This is a genomic window from Coleofasciculus sp. FACHB-1120, from assembly GCF_014698845.1.
In the GTDB taxonomy this organism is placed as follows: domain Bacteria; phylum Cyanobacteriota; class Cyanobacteriia; order Cyanobacteriales; family FACHB-T130; genus FACHB-T130.
Map to the genome: position 1 here is coordinate 85,457 of NZ_JACJTV010000006.1, position 14,062 is coordinate 99,518.

18 protein-coding genes are annotated in these 14,062 nt (G+C 45.6%); 10 read left to right on the forward strand and 8 right to left on the reverse strand.

The window, feature by feature from the left end; all coding sequences use genetic code 11:
* Positions 1-26 precede the first annotated feature (26 nt).
* The 3 genes from H6H02_RS08510 to H6H02_RS08520 form a co-directional block, all read right to left on the reverse strand.
* Positions 27-1,100: an anthranilate phosphoribosyltransferase family protein gene (locus H6H02_RS08510; protein WP_190816565.1), complete on the reverse strand. Its 1,074-nt coding sequence runs from the start codon at positions 1,098-1,100 to the stop codon at positions 27-29.
* 84 nt (positions 1,101-1,184) lie between these two features.
* Complete coding sequence (locus tag H6H02_RS08515) at positions 1,185-2,186, reverse strand: LysR family transcriptional regulator (RefSeq protein ID WP_190816567.1); 1,002 nt, start codon at positions 2,184-2,186, stop codon at positions 1,185-1,187.
* Positions 2,187-2,196: 10 nt separating this feature from the next.
* Positions 2,197-2,436 carry a hypothetical protein gene (locus H6H02_RS08520; protein WP_190816569.1) on the reverse strand — a complete coding sequence of 80 codons (240 nt, stop codon included), beginning with the start codon at positions 2,434-2,436 and terminating at the stop codon, positions 2,197-2,199.
* Between H6H02_RS08520 and H6H02_RS08525 the strand changes: the two genes are divergently transcribed.
* Both H6H02_RS08525 and H6H02_RS08530 read left to right on the forward strand, forming a co-directional pair.
* The gene (locus tag H6H02_RS08525) at positions 2,435-3,400 is read left to right on the forward strand and encodes a diguanylate cyclase (protein WP_190816571.1); all 966 of its coding nucleotides are present in this window, start codon (positions 2,435-2,437) and stop codon (positions 3,398-3,400) included. The genes H6H02_RS08520 and H6H02_RS08525 overlap by 2 nt on opposite strands.
* 470 nt (positions 3,401-3,870) lie before the next feature.
* Entirely contained in the window at positions 3,871-5,694 is a 1,824-nt protein-coding gene (locus tag H6H02_RS08530) for a PAS domain-containing sensor histidine kinase (protein ID WP_190816573.1), read from the forward strand.
* Positions 5,695-5,751: 57 nt separating this feature from the next.
* On the opposite strand, the gene H6H02_RS08535 is transcribed toward H6H02_RS08530, so the two are convergent.
* Positions 5,752-7,071: a HEAT repeat domain-containing protein gene (locus H6H02_RS08535; protein ID WP_347342586.1), complete on the reverse strand. Its 1,320-nt coding sequence runs from the start codon at positions 7,069-7,071 to the stop codon at positions 5,752-5,754.
* Between the two features lie 470 nt (positions 7,072-7,541).
* Between H6H02_RS08535 and H6H02_RS08540 the strand changes: the two genes are divergently transcribed.
* From H6H02_RS08540 to H6H02_RS27580, 7 genes are all read left to right on the forward strand, one after another.
* Positions 7,542-8,111: a hypothetical protein gene (locus H6H02_RS08540; protein ID WP_190816575.1), complete on the forward strand. Its 570-nt coding sequence runs from the start codon at positions 7,542-7,544 to the stop codon at positions 8,109-8,111.
* A gap of 112 nt (positions 8,112-8,223) precedes the next feature.
* Positions 8,224-9,459 carry an LL-diaminopimelate aminotransferase gene (locus H6H02_RS08545; RefSeq protein WP_190816577.1) on the forward strand — a complete coding sequence of 412 codons (1,236 nt, stop codon included), beginning with the start codon at positions 8,224-8,226 and terminating at the stop codon, positions 9,457-9,459.
* Between the two features lie 105 nt (positions 9,460-9,564).
* A complete protein-coding gene (locus tag H6H02_RS08550) occupies positions 9,565-9,924 on the forward strand; it encodes a flavoredoxin (protein ID WP_242040625.1) in 360 nt (119 codons plus the stop codon).
* 16 nt (positions 9,925-9,940) lie between these two features.
* Complete coding sequence (locus tag H6H02_RS08555; RefSeq protein ID WP_190816579.1) at positions 9,941-10,198, forward strand: hypothetical protein; 258 nt, start codon at positions 9,941-9,943, stop codon at positions 10,196-10,198.
* Positions 10,199-10,218: 20 nt separating this feature from the next.
* Positions 10,219-10,599, forward strand: a complete 381-nt coding sequence (locus H6H02_RS08560; protein ID WP_199329068.1) for a Uma2 family endonuclease — start codon at positions 10,219-10,221, stop codon at positions 10,597-10,599.
* 347 nt (positions 10,600-10,946) lie between these two features.
* On the forward strand, positions 10,947-11,435 hold the full coding sequence (locus H6H02_RS08565; protein ID WP_190816581.1) for a hypothetical protein: 489 nt from the start codon (positions 10,947-10,949) through the stop codon (positions 11,433-11,435).
* A gap of 10 nt (positions 11,436-11,445) precedes the next feature.
* Positions 11,446-11,580: a hypothetical protein gene (locus H6H02_RS27580; RefSeq protein WP_277922534.1), complete on the forward strand. Its 135-nt coding sequence runs from the start codon at positions 11,446-11,448 to the stop codon at positions 11,578-11,580.
* A 29-nt stretch (positions 11,581-11,609) separates the two neighbouring features.
* Here H6H02_RS27580 and H6H02_RS08570 read toward each other — a convergent pair whose 3' ends face one another.
* The 3 genes from H6H02_RS08570 to H6H02_RS08580 form a co-directional block, all read right to left on the reverse strand.
* A complete protein-coding gene (locus H6H02_RS08570) occupies positions 11,610-11,804 on the reverse strand; it encodes a hypothetical protein (RefSeq protein ID WP_190816583.1) in 195 nt (64 codons plus the stop codon).
* A gap of 143 nt (positions 11,805-11,947) precedes the next feature.
* Positions 11,948-12,430: a DUF3368 domain-containing protein gene (locus H6H02_RS08575; protein ID WP_190816585.1), complete on the reverse strand. Its 483-nt coding sequence runs from the start codon at positions 12,428-12,430 to the stop codon at positions 11,948-11,950.
* A gap of 6 nt (positions 12,431-12,436) precedes the next feature.
* Positions 12,437-12,676: a hypothetical protein gene (locus tag H6H02_RS08580; protein WP_190816587.1), complete on the reverse strand. Its 240-nt coding sequence runs from the start codon at positions 12,674-12,676 to the stop codon at positions 12,437-12,439.
* Between the two features lie 440 nt (positions 12,677-13,116).
* Between H6H02_RS08580 and H6H02_RS08585 the strand changes: the two genes are divergently transcribed.
* A complete protein-coding gene (locus H6H02_RS08585) occupies positions 13,117-13,686 on the forward strand; it encodes an HdeD family acid-resistance protein (RefSeq protein ID WP_190816589.1) in 570 nt (189 codons plus the stop codon).
* A gap of 137 nt (positions 13,687-13,823) precedes the next feature.
* Here the strand turns inward: H6H02_RS08585 and H6H02_RS08590 are convergent, their stop codons facing one another.
* A complete protein-coding gene (locus tag H6H02_RS08590; protein ID WP_190428256.1) occupies positions 13,824-14,042 on the reverse strand; it encodes a hypothetical protein in 219 nt (72 codons plus the stop codon).
* Positions 14,043-14,062: the final 20 nt, after the last annotated feature.

Sequence of the window (14,062 nt, forward strand, 5' to 3'; positions counted from 1 at the left end):
CGATTCAAAACTCTTCCTAATCCCTCCTACCAACTATTAACAACCGAAGAACTCAAAGAAGAAATTACCCGACTAATTTCTTGTAGTTTCTGAGTAACTTGACCGCTGTTCAATAGCATTTCTGCCTGAGCCAAACCAGAGGATAAATCTGAGGCGAGACCGCAATGCCACAGGTAAAAACCACCGTTCCAGATGGCTGCTTGCATAAGTTCGCTTTTGTTACCTTTCAGAATTGCTTGCATTTCTTCTAACAGCTCAGTTGTAGAGTTTAGGGCGACTTCCTTTCCCTCAAAGCCGTAGTCACGGGGATGAAGCAGGAGGCGTTCCGGAGACGAACCGGGTTGCCAAGTTCCAATAATCGCCGTGCGATCGCGCGGTAAATCGCAGCTACCTTCTAATCCCTTCACTGCTGTGAAATACTGGGGATTGCCTCGTAATGCCGAAGCGTCTTGAAACATCCCTTCAGTGGGAGGATGCACAAACCCCGTCACAACGTGAGCTTCCCCCGCGTAAGGACACCACATTAACTCCATCGTTGCAAAGGGAGGGCGTTTGCCAATTTGGTCGCGGTAGGGAACCAATCCCGCCGCCTGGGGGAAATGCCTGGGCAAATACACAAAGCCTAGCTGAGTCGCCTCAAACACCTGCTGGACGAGAGATAGGGATAACTCAGCCCAATTGATGCCCAATCCCTGCCAAATCTCAATCAGTGGCAAGCCTTCCTTTGTGGGCATTCGGTCGCCCCCGTGCATCACCACTGCCTGTCCAGCCGTTGCTAGGATTAACGCTGTCAATGGCGTCACAGGAGCCGTGCGCGATCGCCCATCATAGGGCGTTCCCAGAACGATAACCGGGCGTTCTGAGTCAATAGGTTGCAGTTTTGGCCCTAGTCCGTCGTAAGCGTCTAACATCCCTGCCAACTCTTCGCCGGTGGGACGCTTAATCCGATGGGCGATCATAAATGCCCCAATCTGGGCTGGTGTTGCTTCCTCTAAGAGCATCATCCGTGTCGCTTCCTCGGCTTCAGCGCGACTTATATTTTCGCCCGTGTGGACGCCACTACCCACTTTTCGGAGAATTTCTCTGAACTCATTACTCATAGTATTTTGTTGTAGTCAATAGTCATCAATTTTTTGCCAATGGCTAATTATTAGAAAACTTTTTCTGCCATTAGCCATCAACCATTAGTTAACAGTTATAGAAGCATCCGAGCCAATTTCAGTGTTGTTGCCAATTGCTCCTTCAAATTGCATCGGGACTAACTCGCGTACCATCTTGCAAAAGTGCTGAATGGGGGGAATCAGCAAGCGATCGCGCGTTGTCACCATCACCACCTGACGAGACAAGCTGGGATCTCCTAGCGCGTCGGCTAAGTTTGGCGTCCCCGGCGCGGGTGTGGAATCAATGCCTCGAATCGCCAGCGTTGCATCCTGGCGAGCATCTACCAAAGCTGACTGGGGCAAGAGGGCAATCAATTCTCCCTGGCGCACGACACCGCGAAAGGCATCAAGTGTATTTAACTCCATCACCGCCTGAAGATTAGCGCCTTGCCGCAAAAATCGTTCTTGTACCAGGCGTTGCATCCCGTAGCCATCCTTAAATACCACTTGCGGGTAGTGAACGAGTTCTGACCAGGGCACCTGTTTGTACTTAGTCAGGGGATGATTTGCAGCCATCAAGATTTCGATGCGTTCATTGTATAAGACATCGACCACCATATCCGGGCTAGCTGTTAAAAAGCGGTTATTCATCACGATCGCGACATCAACCATTCCGTCTCGCAAGACTTTGAGAGCGCGATCGCTTCCTAGGGAAGTTACCCGCAGCTGTACCGCCGGGTAATCTCGGCAAAACTGCTGTAACACGGAGGGCAAGTATTGGGCGCAAACTGAGTGAATCGCTGCCACACAGAGTTCTGGTTGCTTTCCTGCCAACAAGTCTGCTAATTCTTGTGTGGCTTGTTGCCACTCTTGGCAAATTTTCCGGGCGCGGGGCAAAAAGCGTTCGCCCCCGACTGTTAGCTTTGCCTGAGCTGTGCGATGAAACAGAGAAATACCAAGGTCTGTTTCCAGAGACTGGATTTGCCTGCTAATCGTGGACTGAGTGAACCCACACTTTCGCGCCGCTTGCTGAAAGCTGCCGGTTTCAGCAACTGCCAGAAAGGCTTGCAACTGCTCTAGTCGCATGATATGTAGCCTAAATTACATTTAAAGCCGATGAAATGAATTTAGCGGATTTGCTTAACTGTTTTGGTAGGGCTTGATACAGCAGCTTATTCAGGGTGGCACACGCGGGTTTTACCATAGCAGGAACGGGAAAACCATTGGAAATAAATACCCTGTCCGCCAACCGTATACTCAGCAATGCGATGCTGTAAGCGATCGCATCAAAATGAGTGATGAAAATATCCCTTAACAGTCTCTGATGAATCAGCATGAAGAAACAACCGTCGCTCCTAGTAGCCAGCCGAAACCAACACAACTTGCAACTATTAGCACAATTCCTGATTCAGGAAGGATACCCGATTCTCACCGCTGACAGTTTAGAGGAGTTTGAGCAAGCTTTGAGACATTCGGCGCAAATCAGTCTCGCCTTAGTCGATATCTCTAGCATCGACAGTCGGATTTGCGAATGGCTGCGACAGGAAGCAATCCCCATTCTGATGCTTTCTAATCAGGCTGACTCAATCGACTGGCAGTTTGCACTGATCGCTGGCGCTGCTGACTATCGCATCAAACCCATCGGTAAAGCAGAACTGTTGACGCGAGTGAGTTCAATTTTGAAACACAAATCTAAGCATGAGCTTGGCAAAGCCGACGAGAAGAAGCAGCGAAAAGTGACGCTTCTCCGACCTGAGTCTCCCCAAATGTTCGATGATTTGGCTTTTAGAGACGCCCTGACAGGAATTGCCAACCGCCATCATTTTGAAGAAATTCTGGAACGGGAATGGAGACGTGCTGCCAGAGAGGCAAGGTTTCTGTCGATGATTATCATTAATCTGGATTTTTTCAAGGTTTTTAAAGAGACCTACGGACTTCAGCGAGGCGATTATTGTCTCAGAGAAGTCGCAAAATCTCTCAGCGCTGCTGTGAAAAGATGTGGAGATGTTGTCGCTCGATATGGAGGTGAAGAATTTGTGACACTTCTCCCTGATACCAATCGCTCTGGGGCGATTGTCGTAGCCGAGGCAATGCGTTTAAATGTGACAGCTTTAAATATTTCCTACGCAAATTCCCCGATTGGGGATCGAGTGACTATCAGTTTAGGCGTTGCTACGTTGATTCCTGAGAGAAATTCCACACCGCAAGCTTTGATTGCTGAAGCGCAAAGGATGCTATCTGTAGCCAAAGAAGAAGGACGCGATCGCTTTAAAATCCATCCGATTGCAGGGAATCCGTAGGATATAAACACCTAATATTCTGTCATTGTCCACGAGAATATGGCAATTTTGCCTGAATTACGCTAGCAATATAGAGAAACCAAAATAAAAGGGGAAATTTAAAGAAGCCACTGTAGATTTTAGCGGCACGAAACCCACACTACCTGGGAATTCTGGCTTAATTCCTCTGCAAAGAAGGGAGTTTTGTCAAAAGTGCTAACCGTTTAGAATCGCTCGATTTAGCCCCGATCCAGCCAAAAGCAATAGGTCTGGCGCTGATCGACAAGGACGTTTTTTACCAACGTGTTGAGAATGCTGCAAACGAATTCGGAATCGGCAAATACCCTTTCTCTCTGGCTCTAAGCAAAGCGCCGTTATTGAGCAGCTAAGTCTACCTCACGGAATGCAGAGTACATTAGTTAAACCGCTAGTAAACTGCTAGTTGTCAGAAAGTTCCTAGGGATCGTTCGCAATCTACTAAGAGATTAAGTATGAGCCGGATTTTGTTGCTTGTAGAGCAAAAAGAAAACCGCCGCCTGCTCTCAGAGTGGCTTGCTGGGCATCACGAAGTATTGCTACCCGATGAAAAAGAGAACAGAAGAGAGGGAGCCGAGGAGTCAGGGAGCCGGGAAGAAATATTATTCAGCCCTCAGCCTCGTAGAGACGCGCTCAATCGGCATCTCCTCAGTTCTCAGCCTTCTCAGCCGGAATGGGGTCTCCCCGCCCTAGCGGCGCTCAGCACTCAGCACGGGCAGGGTACTGTTCTGCCCCTTCCGCTCAGTCCTCAATCCTTAATCCTCAACATTCCTTTTGATCTATGCATTTTAGATAGCTTGGCTCTACAACAGCTTTGGGAACAGGTACAAGCTAGAAAAGCATCTGAATTACCAGTTTTTCTGCCATTTCTGTTGATTGTTCCTCGTCAGGATGTGGGGTTGATGACTCGACACTTGTGGAAAAGTGTTGATGAGTTAGTCACCATCCCCATTGAGAAGATGGAATTGCAGGTGCGAGTGGAGATGTTGTTGCGGACGCGACAACTCTCGTGGGATCTCAAACAGTGCCATGCTGAGTTAAAGGAGACAAACGAGCGATCGCAACAGGAAATTGTCAAGCATCAGCAAGCAGAAGCCCAACTCCGACAAAGCGAAGAAAAATTCCGGCAGTTTCTCGAAGCAGCACCAGACGCGATCGCAATTGTTGGCGCAAGCGATCGCATCGTTCTCGTTAACACTCAAACTGAGAAAATGTTTGGCTATGAACGCGATGAATTGCTTGGCAATACCTTGGAGATGTTGCTACCCGATTACATCCGGCGCGTACACGATAAAGAACGCACCGACTCTTGTTGTGAACCTCAAGTCCCACCAATGGGAGTGGGTTTTGAGCTATTTGCCCGACGCAAGGATGGCAGTGAGTTCCCCGTAGATGTCAGCCTCAGCCACATTGAAACCCCGCAAGGATTTCTCGTCACTAGCATTATCCGCAACATCACCGTTCGCAAGCAAGCAGAAGAAGAAATTCACAAGGCGTTAGAACAAGAGCGACAATTAGGTGAATTGAAATCTCGCTTTGTGTCAATGGTTTCTCACGAGTTTCGCAATCCGCTGACCTCGATTTCTCTTTCTGCCCATATGTTAGAACATTGCTCTAATGAATGGTCTCAGGAGAAAAAAAGCAAATATTTACTGCGGATTAAAGACATCGTGAGAAATATGACAGATTTGTTAGAAGATGTGCTTTTAATCGGCAGAGCAGATGCTGGAAAATCAGAATTCAACCCAGTCTCCCTCGACCTAACAGAATTCTGCCGTAATTTAGTAGAAGAAATCCAAATGAGTGCTAGCAATCAGCACCAGATAAATTTTGTTAGCAATCAAACCCAACTCAATCCTGAAAGTTTAAATAGTGAAGTTTCCTCTCTTCAATGTTCTCATCTAGAAGTTTTAACCAGTTATGAAAATGAATCCGACACCATCGTTTTTATGGATGAAAAATTGCTGCGACAAATACTTAATAATTTGTTGTCCAATGCCATTAAATATTCCCCCCAAGGCGGTATCGTGCATTTTGCATTGACTTATGAGAATAGAGAGGCAACTTTTCAAATTAGAGATGAAGGAATCGGCATTCCTCCAGCAGATTTATCCCGGCTCTTTGAAACATTTCATCGAGCCAAAAATGTTGGTAAAATTCCTGGAACTGGCTTAGGGCTGGCAATTGTCAAAAGATGCGTAGAAATACATGGAGGCAAAATAGCAGTGGATAGCCAAGTTGGGGTAGGCACGACTTTTTCCGTGACACTTCCTTGTTAACTTGCTTGTTAATAGTCATTGGTTACGGGTGATTCGCTAGTGACTAATGATGATTAACTAATCACGATTAACTGTCCATTCTTTTAAAGCGATCGCTATCCCTTGTTTTAATTCGGGGGTGAGATTTTCGTTGTTAGCGAGTTGTTTTAATTGCTGGTAAGCGACGGGAAATTTTTTGAGGGCAGCAATCGCGTGCAGTTTTACCCCCGCATCGGGATCTGCCAACAGCTCAATTAACTGGTTGATCGCGATGGCATCGCCTAGCTGTCCCCATGCCATTGCTACCGCTTGTTTAACCTTGGGATCTTGAGCAGTTGAGCTTTCTGATTCAAGTGCTGTCACCAGGATTTTAGCGGCGGTTGGGACTAATCTTGGAGAATCCACTCGCCCTAAAACGGTGACAATTTCCTGCCATAACACCGGAGACTCAACAGAAAGAGCTTGTTGCAAATACTCCAAGGCGGCTGCTGTTTGGGGGAGCGATCGCACGATGTCTACTTGCAAGCTAAGCGGCGTATTCGGGGACGCGAGTACCTGAAACAAGGCAGCGGCGGCTTCATCTGTCCCCAGCCGTCCTAATGCGATCGCACTATGCTGGCAAACTTCCAAATTAAAGTCAAATAGCAGCGGTTGCAGCTGAGTTACCAGATCCAATTCTTCTAATAAATCGGAACGCATCCCCAAGCCAATTACGGCTTCTTTTCTCACCTGTGCCGCTGGATCTTGCAAGGCATCCATCAATACTGGCGGAATCCGGCTGTCGTGAAAACTACCCAGTGCTTCAATCGCCGCGGCTCGAATCGAAGATTGGGGATCTTGAACCACGTTCAGGAGAGGCGCAATCGTTTCGGAACGGCGGATCTGGGCAAGCGATCGCACGGCTAACAGTCGTGTCTCTGGTTCTGCTAATAATTCGGTCAATGCCTCCACAGCAGGGGAGCCGATATGCGCTAAAGCAGCCGCTGCTGCCACGGTGAGTTCTTCATCCTCAGATGTTTTCAGCAGCTCTACTAAGGCGGTGATGACGGCAGGATTGTCAAATTCTCCCAAGATGCGACCAGCGAACCAACGCTCCTCCAAGTCTGCGTCTTCGTCTTTCAGGATGGAAATCAAAGGTGCGATCGCGCCTTCCCCTAGCTTGGGTAACACCTTCGCCACTTCCCACCGTTCCTGAAAATCCCCGGCGTCAAGTACATCTAAAGCCAGGTTCAGTAATTGCTCTAAGTAAAGCGAGTTAGAATCTTCTCCTCTTTCCGACTCCCCCTGCCTTCCCTCTTCTTTGCTAAGTGGCAGTTGCTGCAAGCATTGGTTTAACAATGACCAGTTTTTTTGCTGTGCCGCAATAGTAGCCTGCTCTAAAACACTTAATAACATCATTTAAATCACTTTTACTCAATTTTAACCCGACACGCTTGACGTAAACTAACGACCCTTGTTTCCTGAACCTGGATGCCTTTGAGTTTCACAAGCTAGTTTACCTAGAATCTTGGTGGAGATACTAGATTTGCCGATATTGCCGATAAATTAGTATAGAGGCTGCGCTTGCTTGATTTTGACGAATAGAAACCTTTCTCAATCAACTCCTGCTCCGTCTGCAAATGTAAAACAAGCATTGATTTAATGCATTAATTTTATTGTTAAATAATTGTATAATTAAAAGAACTAAATTGCAGCCTTTCTCTTTTATAACTAATTTTTTAAATCAATATTGACTAACCGTATAGGCTTATTGAAGGTAGATAGTTTTATAAAATTGTTGCCGCTCTCTACAATTAATATGGCAATCGATTTCTTCCTGTCACGCAGCCTCAAAGTCGGCAATTGAACATTTTGGGTAGGAAAAACTGATGCTAGTAACGATGGAACTGCGCTGGTTTTATCACGGCATAATCCCCACACAGATTGAACATTGGTTTAATCAAGAGAGCCTCAGTGGACAGATGGAATCGCCAGAAAATAGAGAAGACTGGTATTTATACTTACCTAACTGTGATTACCTGGGTATCAAACTGCGGCAAGGAAAGCTGGAAATCAAGTGGCGTCAAGCCGAATTAAAAGTGCTGCGTTTTGGGGATTTGGTGGAGGGGAAAGCAGAGAAATGGGCGAAGTGGACGTGTGAAGATCCCACCTCAAAATGCTTTATTCCCGCAGAGGTGGCGGGAAAAGAGTCGTGGATGAGTGTGAAGAAGGAGCGATCGCAGCGTGTTTACCAAGACTGTGCTGTTGAACTCACTCAGCTAAATATTAATGGCAAGGATTCGTGGAGTCTGGCTTTTGAAGCTACAGGCGAAGATGACAAGCTCATGGATAACCTTGGAACAGTAGCCAGCCAAGTATTTCAAACTTACCAAGGTTCAAAGTTGCAAGGTAAGGATTCTTTTGCTTATCCTAACTGGCTGTCTGTAGTTGGGGAGTGACGCTAGCGCACTGACCCAATCTATAATCTTTATTCACTCAACAGTATTAACCGTGGAATCGTAACGCGACGATTGGCAGTAAGCTATTTTACGGCGTTCGTGGCGATTCAACATGGCAACGATTAACGATAACTACCTCAAACTCAAAGCTGGCTATCTGTTTCCGGAAATTGCGCGGCGGGTGAATGCCTTCGCAGAGGCAAATACTGACGCAAAAATTATTCGCCTGGGAATTGGCGATGTCACCGAACCCCTACCAGAAGCCTGTCGCACGGCGATGATTAAAGCCGTTGAAGATATGGGCGATCGCGCTTCCTTCAAAGGCTATGGCCCAGAACAGGGTTATGCTTGGTTGCGGGAGAAAATTGCGGCGCATGACTTCCAAGCGCGGGGATGCGACGTTGATGCTTCCGAAATCTTCATCTCCGACGGTTCTAAGTGCGACACGGGTAACATTCTCGATATCTTTGGCGACGATAACGCGATCGCTGTCACCGATCCGGTTTATCCCGTGTATGTAGACACCAACGTAATGGCGGGACACACTGGTGCTGCTAACGATAAAGGCGAGTTTGGCGGCTTGGTGTACATACCCATCACCGCAGAGAACAACTTCACCGCTGAGATTCCCTCGCAGAAAGTTGACTTAATTTATCTCTGCTTCCCCAATAATCCTACGGGAGCAACCGCCACCAAGGAACACCTGAAAGCATGGGTGAACTATGCGAAAGCTCATGGCTCAATCATTTTCTTTGATGCGGCTTACGAAGCTTTTATCACCGATCCAGCGCTTCCCCATTCCATCTACGAGATTGAAGGTGCAAGAGATTGTGCGATTGAGTTTCGCTCGTTTTCCAAGAATGCAGGCTTTACCGGAACCCGTTGTGCATTGACGGTTGTGCCGAAAACGCTGAAAGCACAAGCCGCCGATGGTTCTGATGTGGAACTGTGGAAGCTGTGGAACCGCCGCCAGTCCACCAAGTTTAATGGCGTGTCTTACATCGTGCAACGCGGTGCAGAGGCAGTTTACTCTGAGGAAGGACAGGCGCAAACGAAGGCGCTAGTCAACTTCTACATGGAAAATGCCAAGATTATCCGCGAACAACTGACAGCAGCCGGATTAGCGGTGTATGGCGGCGTGAATGCGCCTTATGTGTGGGTGAAAACGCCCAATGGTTTATCGAGTTGGGATTTCTTCGATAAGTTGCTGCAAACTTGCAATGTTGTCGGAACTCCTGGTTCTGGTTTCGGTGCTGCGGGGGAAGGTTATTTCCGCATTTCGGCATTTAATAGCCGGGAAAATGTGAATGAGGCGATGAAGCGAATTACCGAGAAATTTAAAGTGTAAAAGGTTGCGGTGGGCAATGCCCACCCACGCTACCACTACGTCAACTTGCTGTACAGTTTTTACTAAAGAGAGACAGAATTTCGGTAGTTGAGCTTCGAGCCTGGGATGAGCGACCAAGAAGAACCCGTAATCATGGAAAGAATTTCCGATGAAGCTTTGGTGGTTCGAGGAGGTGCTAACCGTCCGGTAGACATTCAGCGAGGGATTGGGATTCATCCAAGTCCAAGTGGTGTAAGTGGAGTATCGGTACAGAGTGCAGCAGGCGTATCTCTAGCAGAACTAGCAGCAGCAATTCCTCATACACAAGTCGGTGTTACAACTGTAGAAGAGGTTCGTCAAGCAGGTGGTGATGTAATTCGCACTTCTGGAAGAAGTCCATATCATGCAACCTTAACTGGACTATTTCCTGAACAGATGAGCGCTCTTTTAACTCCAACAATCGCTAACCCAGCACGAGAAACTTAGACATTAGAGAAAAGATATGGAAAAGCTGAGAGTTTTTGCAGACTTTCATAATGCAGATGTTGAAGATCGGCTGCGTTTAAACTGTATTGGAACTATGGAAGACCTAGCTCATCAGCAAATCTCATTGCAAGATGGTCAAGTTCTTACACTTTACAGTGAGGAGTTGGAAGTTGATGGTGTAATCCAGTATTCGACAGAAGAAAACTTGTGGGTTGCTGTAATTGATTGGAATGCAATTCGGGAAAGAGAGTTGATTGTCCAGACTGAAAACTAGCATTAATAGAGCGAATCTTGATGGCTAGCACTACTCAACGGCTCACCCTGCAAGAGTTCCTGAAGCTGCCAAATATTGAGGAGTCGCCAGCTTGGGAGTTAGTAGACGGACAAATAAATCAAAAATCTATGCCCATAGCTTTCCACAGCATCTTGCAGAAACGGCTGATGGCTACAATTGACCAAGTGGATTCACCCTATGAAGCTTTTCCAGAGCTACGCTGCATCTTAAGTAGTAATTCTGTCGTTCCTGATATTACAGTTATTCACCAAGACCGAGTCCCTTCTGAGAATATCGCTGTTGAAGGTGCCCCTGATTGGATGATTGAGATCCTTTCACCCGACCAAAGCACCACTAAATTGATTGCTAAAATTCAAACTTGCCTGCAAGAAGGAACTTAATTAGGGTGGCTTATCGATCCGACAGAAGGAGTGATTATTGTGCTGTGGTCAGATACTCGGATGGCATTGCTGAGAGATAGCGATCGCTTGCCTGTACCCCAAGATATCCCATTAGAACTGACAGTTGAGCGAGTATTTAGCTAGTTACGGCGGGCAAGTTGAGGATATATAATAATAAGTCTCAATGGTTTTGGTAGGTAAGGCTCACCCTGCGAACAGCCAAAGGTGTTTGACGAACCAGAACAGCAGCTTCCCGTCCCTTTATTTGCTAGCGAACTACATCTGACTGTAGGGGTTGTATTTGGTATATTTACCTTTTAGGCAAGCAAGAATAGGTTTAAAAATAAATGCAACTAAATAACCCTGTGCTTATTGGTGTATTTATTACTTCTATTACTGCTATTGCTAGTGTGATTACTACTTTGCTTACTTCTCTCATTTCTACTGATTCTCAAACCAGGCGAGAGAATAAAATTTGGCTTAGAAGTGAACTAAGAAATATATATGGGGGAGCTATTCAAAGCTTGGCAACTCTTCTAACTCTTTCAAGTATTGAAAGCAACATGGATATTATAGAGGGAGCTATAGTTGACGCAAAAAAATGGTTGGCTCTTTCATTAATATATTTTGAACCTAAACAAAAGAAAGCATCTAAATTATTTGAAGAGGAAATATATTTATTTATTTCAGGACAATACAAGCAATTTTTGATTAACGCTAAGATGAAAGGATTCCAACCATCAGAAAAATATCAAGGTGTAAATGATGTTTATGGAGCAGCAGATGTAATGCTTAAAAGAATTATGGAAGTTGCATATCAAGACAAAAGATTATAGTGAGTGGAAAATGGACTTCAGTCAAGGAGATATCTACAGTTTTCAAGCTCACTTAGCTCATCTGATAAGTGTGAGGAGCGATCGCATCTTTACTGTGATCGCTCCCATAAATTCAAGTCAAGGCGCGATCGCTCCCATTAATTGACGGAAAAAGGCGAACGAAGATTGTCTGAATCAGACCTTGACAACTTTCCACAAGATGAAACCAACTACTGCAACTCCAATTCCACCTACTTGCAGTATGTTATGCAACATCGCGCCTGAAACCCCCAGGAATACCAGGACAATTGACACTGCGATCATTCCTAATCCAATAGTGACAAGGATTTTGCCCCATTGAGGAGCTTTGGTATTTTTCGGTTCGTTCATAAGTTAGGAGTCTATGAATATTTGCTTAGCCAAGAGGGTCTAAAAGTCTTGTAAACCTCTGAAACTATTGTATGAGAAAGTGATGATACTGCTACCGATGAATTCGTTACCTCTACTATTGAGCGCGGTGCGATCGCGCTCATCTAATCCTCAAAGATGGCATCAAACAGCGATCGCTTAACCCTGAAATTTATCCCTACCAGGTCTTGATACAATTGCTCTAAGCTATCAATGGTAATTTTGCTATCTGCTTGAAGTGTCCTAATAATTGCCAACGTTCCCTTAACATTCAGTCCCAAGCGAGTTGCTTCCTTCCTGGCTGCAAAATCATCCAAAATAATGTAGTCTGTTTGCAATTCAATACCAAGCGCGATCGCTTCCGCCTCTCCTCTCCCTAGCCGCATATTTATACTGTTAGCTAAGGAAGTTAATTTAATTGTCTTGGCTGAAACTTTACCGGAATCAATCAAAGCTTTCACTTGCAGACAAGCTTCGTCAGATTTAGCACTGATTTCCTCTGCAACAAATATTGGTAGATAGAATTTATCGGTAGAGTCAACAAAACTATCCAAAAATTGCAGCCGTGATAAAAAAATTAATGGGGAGGAGTTAAAAATGACCTTCAAGAGAGCTTACCAATTCTTCTCAAGTGGAATATCTTGTGGAGTTAAATAGGAAAACTCAAGCCCCATCAAGTCTAATAACGTAAGAAATGCATCCGGCTCTACTCCCATAATTTCTGCTGCTTTTTTCAAGCTAATAAGTTTAGAAAACAAAGCTCCCAACACAAACAGAAATATTTCTTTCTGCTCAATATCGTCGAATAGTTGTATTTCTGAAGCAACGCTTCTTAGCACTTCCTTGCTAGTCATGGGGCTTTTAGACTAATGGCAGGATACGCTTTAAGCATAGACTATTTACCTTGACATAAATACTATTGACTAAAAAACTTCTCACCAGTAGCACTTAAGCCATATCAACTCGCTTTAAGGAGTCTTGACTCTACTGTTAGATTGCAAGCAAAGATACATTCACGGTATTCGAGTGGATACCGATGCTGTCTAGTGAGTTTTGAAATTGAAGCAGCCGCAAAGAGCCGAATAGACAAGCTTTACTAGAGGAGTCAGAATAAGCGAACGATCGCTTCCATAAATTGACGGGGTTAATTAATTGACAGAAATGTGCGATCGCAAACTATATCAGTGGGTAGAGCTTAGTGTGGCGGGGTGATCTATCTTAAGGTTCTACCTAGTCCTTGAGAAATTTTCTAGCGTGAAGGTATAGCTCACTCAAGCATAGAAAAAAGATTTTTATGACAACCGACGTTTCTACTGATATCAACAAGAACAAAGGTATTAATGGATCGCTTTTGACTGGCGCTCTTTTGATTGTTTTGGGGATAGTTGCGATCGCTGTACCGAATGTCTCGACAATTGTCGCTGAGACTTGGATTGCTTTGATCCTAGCTAGTGCGGGAGCGACTAAGGCAGTCTATGCCTTTCAAACTCGCGAGCAAGGCGGTTTCATTTGGAAACTCCTGTTGAGCGCCCTCTACATTGCCACAGGCGTAATGCTTTTCTTTTACCCCTTAACAGGTGTCCTGACGCTGACTCTGTTGCTAGGTAGCTTTTTGCTGACAGAAGGTGTATTCAACCTGATCCTGGCATTCCGGGTGCGTCCGCAACAGAATTGGACATGGGTACTGACAGACGGCATCATTACGCTAGTGTTGGGCGCAATGATTTGGTTCCAGTGGCCCTTCAATGCGCCTTGGTTGATTGGGACGCTAGTAGGTGTCAGCGTTCTGTTTACGGGAGTTTCCCGCCTGATGCTGTCACTGAATAAGCGTTCTGCCTTGAATGAATCTAACCAAGCTGCTTAAGTTTCAAGCGCTGTGGTCTGGTGTAAGGCGGGTAATCTCTTAAGAAAATTGCCCGCAAGTTCCATAGAGGCGATCGCATCCTAATAGCGATCGCTTTTATCTCAGGAAAAGTGCGATCGCGTTCTCAGGTTAAATGATTACTGAAGCGAGTCCTGATACAAAGTTTGCAATAAATTTTCTAACTTTTCTTCAGGACAGCACTCAATCAACGCTTCAAAAACTTCTAACAATTTTGCAGCACTTTCTCCTAAAGTAGGACTCAATCCCCAAACATCTTGTACCCAGTCTTGAGGACGTTCAGCTTCAAAAATCAAGCGTTCTAAGAGTTGCTTTGCTTCTGTCTTGGAGGTAGGCATCGGGTTTAGTTGATGGGTAA

Excerpts from the sequence above, each read along its gene's own strand:
- H6H02_RS08520 (WP_190816569.1), bottom strand. The coding sequence starts at position 2,436 with ATGCTGATTCATCAGAGACTGTTAAGGGATATTTTCATCACTCATTTT.
- H6H02_RS08535 (WP_347342586.1), bottom strand. The coding sequence starts at position 7,071 with ATGATGTTATTAAGTGTTTTAGAGCAGGCTACTATTGCGGCACAGCAA.
- H6H02_RS08585 (WP_190816589.1), top strand. The coding sequence starts at position 13,117 with ATGACAACCGACGTTTCTACTGATATCAACAAGAACAAAGGTATTAAT.
- H6H02_RS08590 (WP_190428256.1), bottom strand. The coding sequence starts at position 14,042 with ATGCCTACCTCCAAGACAGAAGCAAAGCAACTCTTAGAACGCTTGATT.
- H6H02_RS08580 (WP_190816587.1), bottom strand. The coding sequence starts at position 12,676 with ATGACTAGCAAGGAAGTGCTAAGAAGCGTTGCTTCAGAAATACAACTA.
- H6H02_RS08570 (WP_190816583.1), bottom strand. The coding sequence starts at position 11,804 with ATGAACGAACCGAAAAATACCAAAGCTCCTCAATGGGGCAAAATCCTT.
- H6H02_RS08530 (WP_190816573.1), top strand. The coding sequence starts at position 3,871 with ATGAGCCGGATTTTGTTGCTTGTAGAGCAAAAAGAAAACCGCCGCCTG.
- H6H02_RS27580 (WP_277922534.1), top strand. The coding sequence starts at position 11,446 with ATGGACTTCAGTCAAGGAGATATCTACAGTTTTCAAGCTCACTTAGCT.
- H6H02_RS08540 (WP_190816575.1), top strand. The coding sequence starts at position 7,542 with ATGCTAGTAACGATGGAACTGCGCTGGTTTTATCACGGCATAATCCCC.
- H6H02_RS08565 (WP_190816581.1), top strand. The coding sequence starts at position 10,947 with ATGCAACTAAATAACCCTGTGCTTATTGGTGTATTTATTACTTCTATT.
- H6H02_RS08510 (WP_190816565.1), bottom strand. The coding sequence starts at position 1,100 with ATGAGTAATGAGTTCAGAGAAATTCTCCGAAAAGTGGGTAGTGGCGTC.
- H6H02_RS08545 (WP_190816577.1), top strand. The coding sequence starts at position 8,224 with ATGGCAACGATTAACGATAACTACCTCAAACTCAAAGCTGGCTATCTG.
- H6H02_RS08550 (WP_242040625.1), top strand. The coding sequence starts at position 9,565 with ATGAGCGACCAAGAAGAACCCGTAATCATGGAAAGAATTTCCGATGAA.
- H6H02_RS08515 (WP_190816567.1), bottom strand. The coding sequence starts at position 2,186 with ATGCGACTAGAGCAGTTGCAAGCCTTTCTGGCAGTTGCTGAAACCGGC.
- H6H02_RS08555 (WP_190816579.1), top strand. The coding sequence starts at position 9,941 with ATGGAAAAGCTGAGAGTTTTTGCAGACTTTCATAATGCAGATGTTGAA.
- H6H02_RS08525 (WP_190816571.1), top strand. The coding sequence starts at position 2,435 with ATGAAGAAACAACCGTCGCTCCTAGTAGCCAGCCGAAACCAACACAAC.
- H6H02_RS08560 (WP_199329068.1), top strand. The coding sequence starts at position 10,219 with ATGGCTAGCACTACTCAACGGCTCACCCTGCAAGAGTTCCTGAAGCTG.